The organism is Massilia alkalitolerans DSM 17462 (genome assembly GCF_000427785.1).
GTDB lineage: Bacteria > Pseudomonadota > Gammaproteobacteria > Burkholderiales > Burkholderiaceae_D > Telluria > Telluria alkalitolerans.
The window spans coordinates 236432-250987 of sequence record NZ_ATYR01000005.1 but is presented as its reverse complement, the minus strand read 5'-3'; the positions used below and the strand labels follow the sequence as shown (position 1 = coordinate 250987).

Below are 14556 nucleotides of genomic sequence, written 5' to 3'. Positions count from 1 at the left end.
GACAGCATGAATCTGGCAGCAGTGTTCGAGGCAAACCCCATATTTCCAGGTTCGGACATGGCGTCATCCGAAAGCTCCTGTACATGCCAGCAATGTGTACACTTTATCGCACGACCTGGGCAAGGCCTTTCCTTGAACGCCTGACGCGTAATGGCAAGAAGCCGATGACGATCATTGTTGCCATGATGCGCAAGCTGCTTCATGTTGCCTTCGGTGTGCTAAAAGCTGGCGAAAAGTTCGATCCGGCCTTGCACACCGTTTGACGACCATAACAGTATCTACGAACAGCGAGGCGAAACGTACGACGCAGCGGCAGCTCTCGGACTGCTTGAACGCGCGGCCGGCGCCCCCGCTACCGGCTCGTCGCATGATTGGGTGGAGCCGACCACCCTACGTCGCGGCAAGGTGTCCGGCAAAAGAAAAGGCCCGCTGCGAGCAGCGGGCCTTCGTTGACTACACTTCCTTCAGGACGTTCAGCGCACCCCAACCTTGCCGGCTTCGACCGCGGACAGCGCCGCACGCGCCTCGCGCTCGGCCTCGTTGGCCTCGTCGGTGCCGGCGGTGTACACCGGCAGCTCCTGGTCGAAGCGCTCGGCGCTGAAGAAGTAGGCGATCGCGCTCACCACGCACAGGCCGCCGAAGAACATCGCCACCAGCGCCGGATCGGTGCCGCCGCGCATGGCCAGCAGGCCGGAGGCGATCATCGGCGCCAGGCCCGAGCCCAGGGTCGAGGCGATCTGGAAGGTCACCGCGATGCCGCTGTAGCGCACGTCGGCCGCGAATTTCTCGCCCATCCAGGTATTCACCGGGCCGCCCAGCATGGCCTGCACCACCGGCAGCGCCAGCACCAGGGCCAGGACCAGGGCGCCCAGGCTGCCCTGGTTCACCAGCAGGAAGATCGGCCAGGTCAGCACCGCGCCCAGGATCGCGCCGGTGATCAGGAGCGGACGTCGGCCCAGGCGGTCCGACAGCGCGCCGAAGCACGGCATGGTGAAGATGTGCAGGAAGTTCGCAATCGTCATGGCCAGCAGCGCATCGGTGCGGCTATGGCCCGCCGTGACCGCGTAGTTCAGCAGGAAGGCGGCGCCGAAGGTGGCGAAGGCCAGCGGCGCCAGGCCGCCGATCACGCCCGACAGCACTTGCGCGCGGTTGTGGCGGAACACCGTCACCACCGGCAGCACGCTGACCTTCTTGCCGGAGGCCAGGCGCTTCTTGCGCGCCTCTTCGAATTCCGGGGTTTCGGTCAGCTTCATGCGGATCACGATGCCCAGCACCAGCAACAGCGCGCTGAGCAGGAAAGGCACGCGCCAGCCCCAGGACAGGAAGTCCTCGTTCGGCAGCTTGGAGAAGCCCATCATCACCATGGTGCCCAGCAACGCACCGCTGGGGCCGCCCGAGGCGACGATCGAGACCGCCAGGCCGCGTCCCTTGGGCTTGGCGTGCTCCATCGACATCAGGGTCGCGCCGCCCCACTCGCCGCCGATGGCGAAGCCTTGCACCAGGCGCAGCACCACCAGCAGGATCGGCGCCATCACGCCGATCTGCTGGTAGCTCGGCAGCAAGCCGATCAGCACGCTGGCGCCGCCCATCATCATGAGGGTGATCATCAGGATCTTCTTGCGTCCCAGGCGGTCGCCGTAGTGGCCGAACACCACGGCGCCGAGCGGGCGCGCGAAGTAGCCGGCCGCCAGGGTGGCGAAGGCCGACATGGTGCCCAGCATCGGGTCCATGCTCACGAAGAAGATGTGCGGGAAGACCAGCGCCGCGGCCACGCCGTACAGCAGGAAGTCGTAGTACTCGAGCGTGGTGCCGAGATAGCTCGCGATGACGGCGCGGCGCCGGCTCTTGGCCATGTCGGCCTGGTTGGTGTGGTCAGCCATGATGTATCCGCCTCAGAATGAATCGTATATGGATCGTGCGTTGATCGATGTCGCCGGTAGTCGGGCCGCGGCCCGGTTCAGCGGCGGTCCTTGCCGGCTTCCTGTTCCGGCGCCTCGAAGATCGAGGGCAGCATCCGGAAGTCGGACAGCTTGCCCATCGGGGCGCGCATCGTGAGCATCGGCAGGTAGTAGCGGATGTGGGCCAGCAGCAGGATCACGTTCATGTACAGGCACCACACCGCCATGTAGGTGCTGACGATGCGGTCATAGCGCATGTTCAAGGCGATCGAGTTGTGGAACACCATGTACGAGACCGGCAGTGCCACCGCCAGCGCCAGCGGCACGAAGACGTTGAACACCAGGCATAGGCCGACCAGCAGCTCGACCGTCTTGACGAGGTCGAACAGGCCGACCTCGAGCAGCGAGGCGAGCATCACGTTGGAGGGGTGCAGGTTGCCCAGCGGCTGGGGGAAGATCGGCGGATAGCCGAACAGCGACAGCAGGTGGCTGGCGCCGCTGACGATCATCCAGGCGCCGAGCATGATGCGGAAGAAGGTCAATACGAGCTTGCCGACGAACCAGATGTCGAGCTTGTTGGTGGTAGCGGTGTCGGTAGGGACACGGGTTGTGACTGCCATGATGCTTGTCTCCGTTGCGGTTGTTATGGCCGGGCTCAGCCCGGAATCGGCTTGAGCCCGAGGTCGACCTGTTTCGCCAGCGCGCTCGAGGCGCACGACGCGGCGCCGGCGTCCTGGGCGATGGTCTTGCGCCAGACGATGCGCCCGTTCGAGGTGCGGAACATGTCGACCACCTCACGCGCACCGCCGGCAGCTGCGCCGCCCTCGACGCAGTGGTGCACCACCACGTTCAGGCCCTCGGCCACCACCTGGCGCACGGTCGAGCTCAAGGGCGCCGAGTCGCTGCGGTAAGGCGCTTCCGGCGTCACGTCGACCGTCTTCTTGGTGTAGTAAAGCCGCGCCGCTTCGCTCACCTGTCCCTTGCCGTAGGCGGTGTCGAGGTAGCCGGCGACGATCTCGCGCGGCATCTTGCCCACGCCCGGGCCCTTGTCGCCGTACCAGCGCGGATTGAAATGCAGGTCCTGCGCCACGTAGGCGGTCAGGAAGAGGCCGGCCACGATCGAGAGCCGGTTCAGGGTCTTGTCGGTGATCATGCGCCCTGCCTCCCGCCCGCGGGCGCCTTCTGTTGGTCGATCTGCTGCTTGTTCATGCGTCTGTCTCCTGTCTTGAACATATTGTTATGGTTGCGAAATGGGGGACGGCTGCCCATGCTGCCGGTAAAGCGTCCACAGCGCCGGGCTGTGCTGGCCGAAGCGGCTGCTGCGCAGCGGCGCGGTGAGATCCCGCAGCCGCTCGCGCTCGGCCGGATCCAGCACGTGGACCGCGATGCCTTCGCGCGCCAGCCGGGCCTGGGCCTGGCGTGCCTGTTCGCGGGCGGCGCGGCGCTGCACGCGCGCGGCCTCGCGCGCCGCTGCCGCCACGATGGCCTGCTGCGCCGGCGTCAGGCTGCGCCAGGCGGCGGGCCTGGCCACCAGCACCAGCGCGCCGTAGGAATGATTGGTCAGGGTGAGCGAGGACTGCAGCTCGTGCAGGCCGCCGGCGAGGATCTGGGACATGAAGTTCTCCTGGGCCGTGACGCGGCCACTGCGCAGGGCTGCGTGCAGTTCCGGGTAGGCCAGCGGCACCGGCTCGGCGCCCATGGCGAGCGCACTCTCGATGAAGACCGGCTCATCGATCACCCGCATACTCAGGCCGCGCAACGCGCCGGCCCGCTGGATCGGGGCGCCGGCGCTGGTGATCTGGCGAAAACCGTTTTCCCACCAGCTTAGTGCGACCAGGCCGGCGCCTTGCGCCTGCGCCAGCAGGGCGTCGCCGAAGGGGCCGTCGAGCAGGGTGTCGGCCTCGGCCTCGTCGCGTACCAGGTAGGGCAAGTCGAGCAGCCCGAAGCCGGGCGCCAGCGGCGCCAGGCCGGTCGCGGCGACCAGCATCAGGTCCGGGGTGCCGGGCGCGCCGGCGCGCAGCGCCGCGATCTGCTGCGCCGGGGTGCCGGACACGGCGTCGCCGCGCACCGTCACGCGCAGGGCGCCGCCGGCGGCGCTCCCTACCTGCTGCGCGAAATGGCGCATGCCCTGGCGCACCGGGTGATCGTCAAGCAGGTAGTCGCGGTAGTCGGCGATCGCCAGTTCGCGCACTGGAGCTGGCGCGCCCTCTTCCGCCGCAGCGGCGGCCGGCGCTGCGAGCAGGGCCGACAGCGCGGCCGCTCCCAGCAGGCGGCCGGCACGCTGTGCCAGCCCCCACACCGCCGTGGCGGCGCGCTTGAAATGTGTCCCCAGCATGAGTCTTGCCTTAATACTGTTTCTGGAGATTATCATACCTACCCATCCTGCATTCAATGCCGCCGACGAAATGTCAGCTATGTGTCTGACGCATAACTGGCGCGGCGGGCAGGTGCCCGGCGCGCGCCAGCAGCGGCGCTAGCCGATCGCCAGCGCCGCGTTGAGGGCCGCGACGCTCGGTTCCGCTTCCAGCTTCAGGTAGCGCGCCATCAGGCGCTCGGCCTGCGGGCGCGGCATGCGCGCCGCATCGGTACACTCGAACACCTTCTTCCGGTATTCGGCCGGCGTCATCGGGTTCTTCGGGTCGCCCTTGGCAAACTTGACCAGCTTCTGGTGCGTCTGCCCGGCGCGGGTCGTCAGTTCCAAGCGCACGAAACCGGGGCCGCCGTCGGGCCGCACCAGGCTCTTGTCCTCCACCGTGGTCATGCGCGCCGCCAGCGCCAGCAGGTCGGCGCGCTGCAAGGCGGCCTCGCTGAAGTGGCGCAGGCCGACGTCGCCGTCCTGGATCGCCGCCGCCACCATCCACGGATTGCTGAACTGGGCTTCGACGATGGTCCGCGGCTTGCGCTTCTTCTCGATCGGCGCGCCCAGCAGCATCATCTCGGCCGGCGGGCTGTAGATCGTGACCGCCTCCACGTCCTCGGGACGGATGCCGCGGGCCTTGACCAGCTCCAGCGTCCCATCGATGGCGACATGGCCGCCGCGGCAGGACGGATAGGGCTTGGGCGCGATGTCGACGCCGGCGAAGCGGGTGCCGAGACCGCCCAGCAGCGCCTCTTCCGAATACTTGCCGCCGTGGTACTGCTTGAACAGGCCCTTGACGCCCTGCAGCACCCGGTCCGAGCCGATCACGCCTGCCTTCGCCAGGCGCGCCGACATGATCCCGCCATAGGCCGCGAAACCGGAACCGAGGCGCTTGGCGTGGGTGCCGTCGACGCTGGCCTGGGCATTGCCCGACAGCTGGTGGTAGGCCAGGCCCACCGCCGACACGGCCTGCGCATGGTTTGACCCCAGCAGGCGCGAGGCCACCATCGCGGCGGCCAGGTAGCCGTACATCGGGGTCGGGTCCCAGCCCACGATGAAGGGCGAGACGCCGGGCGAGCCGGCGCGCGACAGGCGGCAGGCCGCATCGGTGCCGGCCGCCACCGCGGCGATCAGCTCGCGGCCGTCGATCCGGCGCCCGCCGGCGGCCGCCAGGTCGGCCACCGCCAGCGCCACCGGAATGGTGACGCAGGAGGCATGCAGCAGCGAGGGTTCATACGTGTCGTCGAATTCCAGCGCCGCAGCCATGGACGCATTCAGGCGCGCCGCCGCTTCCGCCGGCAGGCGGGTGCGGGTGCCCAGCACCAGGCTCTCGCCCTTGCCGCCGCTCTCGCGGCTCCAGGCGTGCAGCTGGCGGATGCCGTCGGCGTCGAGCGCCGGCAGGGTCACCGCCACGGTGTCCAGGATCTGGGTGCGGGTCGCCGCCACCACCTCCGGCGGCAGCGCATCGAAGCGGGTGTCCAGGCAATGCGCGACCAGGGCGTGGATCGCGTCCGCCCCCGGCATCGGGACCGGCGCCGCGCCGGCGCCCGCTGCGCCCGCGGCCTGCCCGGCTTCGAGGAAGGCCCAGGCCGGGGCCGACGCCATCAGGGCCGACAGCCCCACGAATTTCCTGCGGCTCGTTTGCATCATCGTCTCCTTTGTTGTGCTTGTCGATGAAACGGCCGGCTCAGCGCTCGCGCTTGCGGTCACGGATCAGCATCCAGATCAGGCCGCCCCACGAGGTCGCGAAGGCCACCAGGTCGTAGTTGCGGATCGGGCGGAACTCGGCGTAGAACAGGCCGGTCGATCCGATGTAGGCGGCGGCCGTCAGCAGCACGCAGGCGAGGACGGCGATCCATTTGGACTTGTTCATCAGTGCACCTCCTGGGCGATGGGAGCGGAACGGAGTTTCGGTTCGTCGGCGATGCGGCCGCCGACGATCGGACGATAGGCGCGCGCGCCGTCCCACAGCCACAACGGCTCGAGTTTCGGACGCAGCACGGCGGCCATCCAGCCGCTGTAGGCCAGCAGCAGCACGCCGTTCAGGAACAGTTCCTGCGGGCCGGTGAACAGCTGGCGCGGGGTGGCGACGATGAAGGTGTTCAGCCAGAAGATGTTGACCGAGGCCGGCATCTCCAGGATCAGGCCGAGCAGCGTGAAGCGATTGGTCAGGATCAGGGCGCCGGTGATGATCTCCAGATACTTGATCATCTGGTAAAGGTAGATGTTGGCGTTGGCCTGTACCCATTCGCCGCCGACGCCGGGGATCTCGGGTACGTAGCCGGTCACCGCGTAGCGGATGCCGGAAAACAGCAGGTGGGCGCCGAAATACAGGCGCAGCCAGTGGACGATGTAATACCAGGGGGACTGCTTGGACATGTCGACTCCTCGGTTGTGAACCACGATGGTCCGGGCGCACGCGGCGCCCGGTGCCGCACTGCGATCAGAAGCGCCAGGTCAGGCCGGCCGTGACGGCATCGACCGACTCGCCGGCGCGCGGGCGCGGACTCTGGAACACAGGGAAGCGCGCCGCGCCGTCCTGCGACAGGTGGGTCACGGCGGCCATCAACATCAGGCGGCGGCTCACCTCGTAGGTGTAGGCCACGCCATAGTTCCTGGCGTCGCTGTCGGCGGCGCCGCTCGAGTACAGTCCATAGGTCATGCGCACGGTGCCGCGCGCCGAGACCGGAATCGCCACGCCGAACAGGCGCGCGGTTTCGCTGTTGCCGTTCATGATCCCGCCGCCGGCGCGCCGGGTCGGGTCGGTGGCGTCGCGCCGGATATAGCTGAAGTAAGGGTGCACCGGGCCGGCCGTGTACTTGGCGCCGAAGGCGATCTCCTGGTTCGACTCGGTGGCCAGCACGGCGCCGCTGCCGCCCGTCGCGCCCGCCTTCACGTACAGCAGCCCGAGCTGCAGCGGTCCGGCGACGTAGTCGAGCCCCGCCTCGACCAGGCTGGCCTGGGTGGCGGCGCCCTCGTTCGGGCTGTACGACAGGCGTCCCTGCACGCCGGACACGCGCGGCGAGGTGTAGCCGATGGTGTTCTCGGTGCGCGCGGTCGGGTTGATCAGGAAGCCGGTCGGGGCGCCGGTGCCGGAACCGACGCCCGGCGCCGGCGAGCCGAGGGTGGTGATCACGCCCCAGGCATCCATCGCCGGCAGCAGCATCGGGTCGTAGCTCGGGAAGAAGTCATAGGTCGGGCCCTGCTGGCGGCCCAGGCGCAGCGAACCGAAGTCGCGGTGCTCGATCTCGACATAGGCCTGGCGGCCGAACACGCGGTTCGGGTTGCCGTTGGTCGAGCTCGGGGTGCCGGTGTCCAGGTTGACGCCGGCCTCGAGGCGGGCGTTCACGGTCCAGCCCTGGCCCAGGCTTTCGCTGGCCAGGAAACCCAGGCGCGAACCGGAACCGCCGGCATGCATCGCGGTCTTCGACTCGCCCGAGGTACGGTAGCGCGCCAGCGAGATGTCGGCCACGCCGTAGATCTTCAGGCTGCTTCCGGCTGCCTGCGACTGCGCCGCGGGGGCTTCTTGCGCCAGGGATACGGCCGATGCGCACAGGGCGGTCATGCCGGCTACAAACTTCTTCATACTGTCTCCATTCTTGTCATGTCGGAGCGGCGTGCCGCCCCTGCGGGTTGTCGCGCCCATCGGTGTGGGCTCGGGTGCGACCAATCGTGAAACGAAAGCGGGTGCTTCTTGAACACGGATACGGAGGCGGCTTGGCTGCCGCATCGGTATTTACCAGAAATTAATTCTGGAAGTTACGTTCTAGAGTTTTCCATATTGTACTGCCGTGACGCAAGTTAAAACCCTGCATCGCTGCTATACGCTTTTTGCATCGCTCGCCGCGCCGGCGCCCTGCCCCGGNGNGGCGAGCCGATTCAGGCCGCGTCCTGCGCCGGCTGGCGCGCCTTGAGCATGTCGAGCGCGACGTCGACGATCATGTCTTCCTGCCCGCCCACCATGCGGCGCTTGCCCAGTTCGACCAGGATGTCGAAGGCCGGAATGCCGTACTTCTGCGATGCCGCTTCCGCATGGCGCAGGAAGCTCGAGTACACGCCGGCATAGCCCAGCGCCAGGGTTTCGCGGTCGACCCGCACCGGACGCTCCTGCAACGGGCGCACGATGTCCTCGGCGGCGTCGATCAGGCCCTTGACATCGCAACCGTGGCGCAAGCCCATGCGGTCGGCGGCGGCGATGAACACTTCCAGCGGCGCGTTGCCGGCGCCGGCGCCCATGCCGGTCAGGCTGGCGTCGATGCGGTCGCACCCGTTCTCCAGGGCCACCAGCGAGTTCGCCACGCCCAGGCTCAGGTTGTGGTGGGCGTGCATGCCGGTCTGGGTCTCGGGCTTGAGCACCTCCTTGAAGGCCTTGAAGCGCGCCGCGATGTCCCACATGTTCATGGCGCCGCCCGAATCCACCACGTAGACGCACTGGGCGCCGTAGCTTTCCATCAGCTTGGCCTGCTGCGCCAGGCCTTCGGGGCTGTTCATGTGGCTCATCATCAGGAAGCCGACCGTGTCCATGCCCAGTTCGCGCGCATACTCGATGTGCTGGCGCGAGATGTCGGCCTCGGTGCAGTGGGTGGCCACGCGCACCACGCGCGCGCCGGCGTCATAGGCGTTCTTCAGGTCGTGGATGGTGCCGATGCCCGGCAGCAGCAGGGTCGCCACCTTGGCGTGGCTCAGGTTTTCCGCCACCGCGGCGATCCATTCGAGGTCGCTGTGGGCGCCGAAGCCGTAGTTGAAGCTGGAGCCGCGCAGGCCGTCGCCGTGCGCCACCTCGATCGAGTCCACCTTGGCGGCGTCGAGGGCGCGCGCGATGCGCACCGCATCCTCGATCGAATACTGGTGGCGCACCGCGTGCATGCCGTCGCGCAGGGTGACGTCGGAGACGTAGATTTTCTTGTCGTGCTCAAACATGGTGATTTCCTTCAGGCTGCCAGTGCGGGCGACATGCCGGCGGCGATGCGCTCGGCGGTCGCCATCGCGGCGCTGGTCATGATGTCGAGGTTGCCCGCATAGGCCGGCAGGTAGTGGGCGGCGCCTTCGACCTCGAGGAAGATCGAGACCTTCAGGCCGGCCTGGCGGCCGATGCCCGGGACGTTCGGCGCATTCTCCGGGCCAAAGCGCTCGAACTGCACTTCCTGCTTGAGGCGGTAGCCGGGCACGTAGGCGGCGACGTCGTCCGCCATCCGGCGCACCGAGGCGCGGATCGCGTCCTGGTCGGCATCCAGCGCCGCCAGGCAGTACACGGTATCGCGCATGATCAGCGGCGGCTCGGCCGGATTCATGATGATGATCGCCTTGCCCTGGCGCGCCCCGCCCACCTCGACGATGGCGCGCGAGGTGGTTTCGGTGAACTCGTCGATGTTGGCGCGGGTGCCGGGGCCGGCCGACTTGCTGGCGATCGAGGCGACGATCTCGGCATAGTAGACCTGCGCCACTCGGGCCACCGCCGCCACCATCGGGATGGTGGCCTGGCCGCCGCAGGTGACCATGTTGACGTTCGGCGCCGCCAGGCAGGCTTCGGCGTTCACCACCGGGATGCAATACGGCCCGATCGCGGCCGGGGTCAGGTCGACCATGCGCAGGCCGGGTTTCAGGCCGCGCAGGAAGGCGTCGTTCTTCACGTGGGCGCCGGCCGAGGTGGCGTCGAACACGATGTCGATCTCGCCGAACACCGGCAGGCGCGCCAGGCCTTCGACGCCTTCGTGGGTCACCGCCACGCCCATGCGCGCGGCGCGCGCCAGGCCGTCCGAGGCCGGGTCGATGCCGACCATGGCGCCCATCTCGATGTGCTTGCCATGGCGCAGGATCTTGATCATCAGGTCGGTGCCGATGTTGCCGGGGCCGATGATGGCTACCTTTTTCTTCGCTTGTGTCATGCTGCTTTCCTTATTGTCCGAACACCGCGCGCACCTCGCCGAGGCCGCCGATCTGGGCGACGAAGCGGTCGCCCGGGCTGACTGCCACCATCGGGCCGAGGGCGCCCGTGAGCAGCACTTCGCCGGCGCGCAGCGGCGTGCCGACCCGTACCATCATGTCGGCCAGCCACACGGCCGCGTTGAGCGGATTGGCCAGGCAGGCCGAGCCGCTGCCGCTCGACACCATCTCGCCGCGCCGTTCCATGGTCATGGCGCAGCCGGCCAGGTCGAACTGGCCCAGCTTCACCGGACGCGAGCCGAGCACGAACAGGTTCGAGGAGGCGTTGTCGGCCACGGTATCGAGCAGGCGGATGTTCCAGTTCTCGATGCGGCTGCCGACCACCTCGATCGCCGGCAGGGCGTAGGCGACCGCCGAAATCAGGTCGGCGAAGGTGTGGCGCTCGTGGTTCAGGTCGCGCTCGAGCACCAGCGCAATTTCCGCCTCCACCTTCGGCTGCAGGGTGCGCGCCATCGGGATTTCCTCGCCGTCGCCGTAGGCCATGTCGGCGAACAGCATGCCGAAGTCGGGTGAATCGACGCCGAGCTGCTGCTGCACGGCGATCGAGGTCAGGCCGATCTTGCGGCCGACGATGCGCGCGCCCTGGTTGATCCGGCGCTGGGCGTTGAGTTGCTGGATGGCGTAGGCGCAGTCCACCGGGTCGGTGTCGCCCGCGGCTTCCAGGATGCGCTCGCGCAGCGGTGCGATAGGGGCGCCCTGCTCTTCGGCGGCGCGCAGCAGGCCGGCGATCTCGCTGATGTGTTGCTGGTTCATGCTGTGTCTCCAGTTGTAGGGTGGGCGGGTTTCCCGCCCACCCTACGGGTTAAAGTGGCAGGCCGCACTGTCGGTCCCTCGGTGTCTAGCCGAGGCCGAATTCGGCGCGGATCGCCGCATCGTGCTCGCCGAGGACCGGCGCCGGGCGCGTGGTCGGACCGCGCGCGCCGTCGATGGTGAGCGGGCGGTGGATCGCCGTCATGGGCCCGTGCTCGGGATGCGCCGTCTGGTAGAAGGTGCCGCACTGGCGCACCTGGGGATCCTCCATCACCTCCGGCACGGTGTTGACCGGCGCGAAGGGCACGTCGCTCCCCTGCAGGCGCGCGCACCACGCGTCCCGGGTGCGGGTGCGGAAGGTGGCGGCCACCTCGCCGTTCAGGGCCGCGTAGTTGCGGGTGCGCAGTTCCGGACTCGCGAAGCGGGCATCGTCCAGCAGGTCGGGACGCTCGATGACGGCCACGAAGGCCTGCCAGAACTTCTCGACCGAGGACAGGTGCACCGTCACCAGGCGCCCGTCGGCGCAGGGGAAGGCGTGCGATTGCGAGATCGCGACCCGCGTCTGCGGGCCGGGCGCCGCGCCCAGGCGGGTGTACTGGGCGAAGCCCTCGGGCGAGAACGCGATCGAGGCTTCCAGCATGCTGACTTCCACGCGCGCGCCCTTGCCGCTTTGTTCTCTTCCCATCAGGGCGCCGAGGATGCCGTAGGCGGCGTACATGCCGGTGACGTTGTCGGAAATCGTGGGGCCGTTCATGCTAGGTTGCGCCGGGTCCAGCATCAGGCTGGCCAGGCCCGACAAGCCGAGCGCCACCGCGTCGTAGCAGGGGCGGTCGCGGTAGGGACCGTCGGCGCCGAAGCCGGTGATCGAGCACCACACCAGGCGCGGGTTGATCTCTTCCAGCGCCGCTTCGGTGAGGCCCAGGCGCGCCATCACGCCCGGACGGTAGTTCTCCAGCAGCACGTCGGCGCGCGCCAGCAGCAGTTGCAGGTCGGTTTTGCCCGCCTCGGTCTGCAGGTCGAGCTGGATGCTTTCCTTGTTGCGGTTATAGGAGGCGAAGTGGGGGCTGTACAGCTTGCCCGCGTGGCGGCGGAACGGGTCGCCGCCGTTCGGGTGCTCGACCTTGATCACGCGCGCGCCGAGGTCGGCCAGCATCATGCCGGCCAGCGGCGCGGTCAGGACCGTGCCCAGTTCGATGACGAGGATGCCCTCGAGTGGATGCTTCATGGGGGCTCCTTCAGGCGTAGTGTTTCAGGATCTGGCGCGCCAGCGTGGTGCGCAGCACCTCGGTCGGGCCTTCGGTGATGCGGTAGCTGCGCAGGTCGCGCCAGAAGCGCTCGATCGGGGTGTCCTCGGTCAGGCCCATGCCGCCGTGCAGCTGCATGCAGGCGTCGATGATGCGCCAGCCGGCCTCCACGCCGAAGGTCTTGATCATGAAGGTCTCCATGCGGGCATCGATGCCGGCATCGGTCTTGCGCGCCGCGTCGTACACCAGCATGCGGGTGCAATACAGCTCGGTGAAGGCGTCGGCGATCATCCACTGCACGCCCTGGCGCTCGGCCAGCACCTGGCCGAAGGTCTTGCGCTGGTGCGCGTATTCAGCCGTCAGGTCGAGGCAGCGCGCGGCAGCGCCGCAGGCGTGCGCGCCCTGGCGCACCCGCCCGTAGTTGATGTAGCCCTGGGCCAGCGCGAAGCCGCGGCCCTCCTCGCCCACCAGGTTTTCGAACGGCACCAGCACGTCCTCGAAACTGAGCTCGCTGGGCGCGTCGCCCATCAGGGTCTTTTCGGAACTGGCCAGGGTCACGCCGGGAGCGTCGAGATCGACCAGGAAGCAGGAAATGCCGCCGCGCGCGCCCTTCTCCGGATCGGTCACCGCCATCACGATGGCGAAGTCGGCCACCGCGGCGCGCGTGATGTAGCGCTTGACGCCGTTCAGGCGCCACCCTGCGTCGGTGCGCACGGCGCGGGTGCGCATCATCGACGGGTCGGAGCCGGCGTCCGGCTCGGTCTGGGCGAAGCAGGAACGCTTGCTGCCATCCAGCACCGGGTCGAGGTAGCGCTTGCGCTGCTCCGGGTCCAGGCCGAGCAGGATCGGGCCGACCATCGGGCCGAAGATGCCGTGGTCGCGCACCCACGAGGCGACCGTGCTGCGGCCGACTTCTTCCCAGAACACGGCCAGCGCCAGCAGCGGCAGGCCCTGGCCGCCGAATTCCTCGGGGATGTCCATCAGCCAGAAGCCGGCCTGCTTGGCGCGTTCGCGCAGTGCCGCGGCCTGTTCCGGCGGCAGCATGCCGTTGGCGCCGACGGCGTGTTCGAGCGGGATCAGTTCGCGCTCGACGAAGCGGCGGATCGAGTCGCGGAACTGGAGCAGCTCCTCGGGGAGCGATTCGTGAGGGATCAGGTCGAGCATATCAAGCCGCTTCCTGTCCCGGCTGCACCGGCAGCGCGTCGGCGTCCTGCAGCGAACGCCAGGCCTTGGTCGGCTGGCCCGCCTCGATCAGTTCCAGCTCGCGGAAGAACAGCTTGCGCAGGGTGACGATGCCCAGGTCCGAACGGCCCAGGATCTCGTCCTCGCGCGCCGTGACGCGGGCCTGGCCACGGATCGACAGGTAGTCCTGGGCGGCGGTCAGGCCCACGAAGATGTCGTCCGGGTTGTTCCACTCGCGCGAGGCGAACAGCTCGTCGTGGTGCTCGGCCGGGTCGTACTTGCCGTACTTGGCGAAGTAATCGGTGAAGCGCTGGCGCGCCTCCGCGCTGGCGCCCGGCGCCTGGCCGTAGATCATGAAACGGGTGGTGTTCAGGTCGTCGTTCGGGATCATCCACACGAACACGTCGATCCACGGGTCGTCCGGGGTCAGGCCGGGGACGGTGACGTGGTTGTTGTTCGGGAAGGTCCAGTCGCTGACGCGCACATTGCTCTCGGAGCGCTTGGCGGTCTGGCGGATGCCGGCCGAGGTCTCCTCGTAGGACAGCTCCGGAATCGCGCCGGTGACGGCGGCGCCGAACGGGCCGACGGTGAGCGCCATGTGCACGAAGCTCACGTGCACGGCGTCGAGCGAATTCTCGACCTGCTGGAACCAGTTGTTGTCCCAGCGTTCGCGGCCGTTGGCAACCAGGGTGCCTTCGCGCTCGAGGCGCAGTTTGCGCGGCAGGTCGAACTCGGGCGCCTCACCCTCGCCCATGTAGGCGAACACCAGGCCCATGTACTCGCGCACCGGGTAGCCGGGGATTTTCGTGCGCGGCATGCCGTTGTTGGCTTCGGCCGGACGCTTGGTGCAGCCGCCGCTGCCGTCGAACTGCCAGCCGTGGTAGATGCAGCGGATTTCCTCGCCGACCACCCAGCCGGTGTGCAGCAGGGTGCGGCGGTGCGCGCAGCGTCCGCCCACCAGGTGCAGGGCGCCGCTCTCGCCGCGGTACAGGGTCAGTTCCTCGCCCATGATCAGGAGCGGGATGGCGGCGCCGGCGGCGACGTCCTCGGCCAGCGCGACGGGCTGCCAGAACTGGCGCAGCAGGCGGCCCATCGGCTTGCAGCGGCTGGTTTCGGTGAGTTTCCTGAATTGTTGGGCGCGCTCTTCGCGACGCTGGTCCTGGATGGTGTCCATGTGGGT

General features: G+C 68.4%; 15 protein-coding genes. 1 reads left to right on the top strand and 14 read right to left on the bottom strand.

Annotated features, from left to right (window positions below):
• On the top strand, positions 1-263 hold a 263-nt coding region (locus YWC_RS32730; protein ID WP_156923558.1), incomplete at its 5' end, for a transposase.
• Between the two features lie 210 nt (positions 264-473).
• Here YWC_RS32730 and YWC_RS28750 read toward each other — a convergent pair.
• From YWC_RS28750 to YWC_RS28735, 14 genes are all read right to left on the bottom strand, one after another.
• On the bottom strand, positions 474-1880 hold the full coding sequence (locus YWC_RS28750) for an MFS transporter (RefSeq protein ID WP_051306319.1): 1407 nt from the start codon (positions 1878-1880) through the stop codon (positions 474-476).
• Positions 1881-1957: 77 nt separating this feature from the next.
• Positions 1958-2518, bottom strand: a complete 561-nt coding sequence (locus tag YWC_RS0108045; RefSeq protein WP_027864905.1) for a hypothetical protein — start codon at positions 2516-2518, stop codon at positions 1958-1960.
• 35 nt (positions 2519-2553) lie between these two features.
• Complete coding sequence (locus tag YWC_RS0108040; RefSeq protein ID WP_027864904.1) at positions 2554-3051, bottom strand: hypothetical protein; 498 nt, start codon at positions 3049-3051, stop codon at positions 2554-2556.
• An 84-nt stretch (positions 3052-3135) separates the two neighbouring features.
• Positions 3136-4233 (bottom strand): TRAP transporter substrate-binding protein DctP, encoded by a 1098-nt coding sequence (dctP, locus tag YWC_RS28745; RefSeq protein WP_051306318.1) that lies wholly within the window; start codon positions 4231-4233, stop codon positions 3136-3138.
• A 138-nt stretch (positions 4234-4371) separates the two neighbouring features.
• Positions 4372-5904, bottom strand: coding sequence for an MmgE/PrpD family protein (locus YWC_RS0108025; protein ID WP_027864903.1), 1533 nt, complete (start codon positions 5902-5904; stop codon positions 4372-4374).
• 40 nt (positions 5905-5944) lie between these two features.
• Positions 5945-6130, bottom strand: a complete 186-nt coding sequence (locus tag YWC_RS0108020) for a hypothetical protein (RefSeq protein WP_027864902.1) — start codon at positions 6128-6130, stop codon at positions 5945-5947.
• Complete coding sequence (locus YWC_RS28740) at positions 6130-6636, bottom strand: hypothetical protein (RefSeq protein ID WP_051306317.1); 507 nt, start codon at positions 6634-6636, stop codon at positions 6130-6132. Before YWC_RS28740 ends, YWC_RS0108020 begins: the two co-directional genes overlap by 1 nt.
• Before the next feature lie 64 nt (positions 6637-6700).
• Positions 6701-7843 (bottom strand): porin, encoded by a 1143-nt coding sequence (locus YWC_RS0108010; protein ID WP_027864901.1) that lies wholly within the window; start codon positions 7841-7843, stop codon positions 6701-6703.
• 293 nt (positions 7844-8136) lie between these two features.
• Complete coding sequence (gene dmpG, locus YWC_RS0108005; RefSeq protein ID WP_027864900.1) at positions 8137-9177, bottom strand: 4-hydroxy-2-oxovalerate aldolase; 1041 nt, start codon at positions 9175-9177, stop codon at positions 8137-8139.
• 11 nt (positions 9178-9188) lie between these two features.
• Entirely contained in the window at positions 9189-10142 is a 954-nt protein-coding gene (locus tag YWC_RS0108000; protein WP_027864899.1) for an acetaldehyde dehydrogenase (acetylating), read from the bottom strand.
• Positions 10143-10152: 10 nt separating this feature from the next.
• A complete protein-coding gene (mhpD, locus tag YWC_RS0107995; RefSeq protein ID WP_027864898.1) occupies positions 10153-10953 on the bottom strand; it encodes a 2-keto-4-pentenoate hydratase in 801 nt (266 codons plus the stop codon).
• A gap of 85 nt (positions 10954-11038) precedes the next feature.
• The gene (locus YWC_RS0107990) at positions 11039-12175 is read right to left on the bottom strand and encodes a CaiB/BaiF CoA transferase family protein (RefSeq protein ID WP_027864897.1); all 1137 of its coding nucleotides are present in this window, start codon (positions 12173-12175) and stop codon (positions 11039-11041) included.
• A 10-nt stretch (positions 12176-12185) separates the two neighbouring features.
• A complete protein-coding gene (locus YWC_RS0107985) occupies positions 12186-13358 on the bottom strand; it encodes an acyl-CoA dehydrogenase family protein (protein WP_027864896.1) in 1173 nt (390 codons plus the stop codon).
• A 1-nt stretch (position 13359) separates the two neighbouring features.
• A complete protein-coding gene (locus tag YWC_RS28735; protein ID WP_036213601.1) occupies positions 13360-14550 on the bottom strand; it encodes a Rieske 2Fe-2S domain-containing protein in 1191 nt (396 codons plus the stop codon).
• Positions 14551-14556 lie beyond the last annotated feature (6 nt).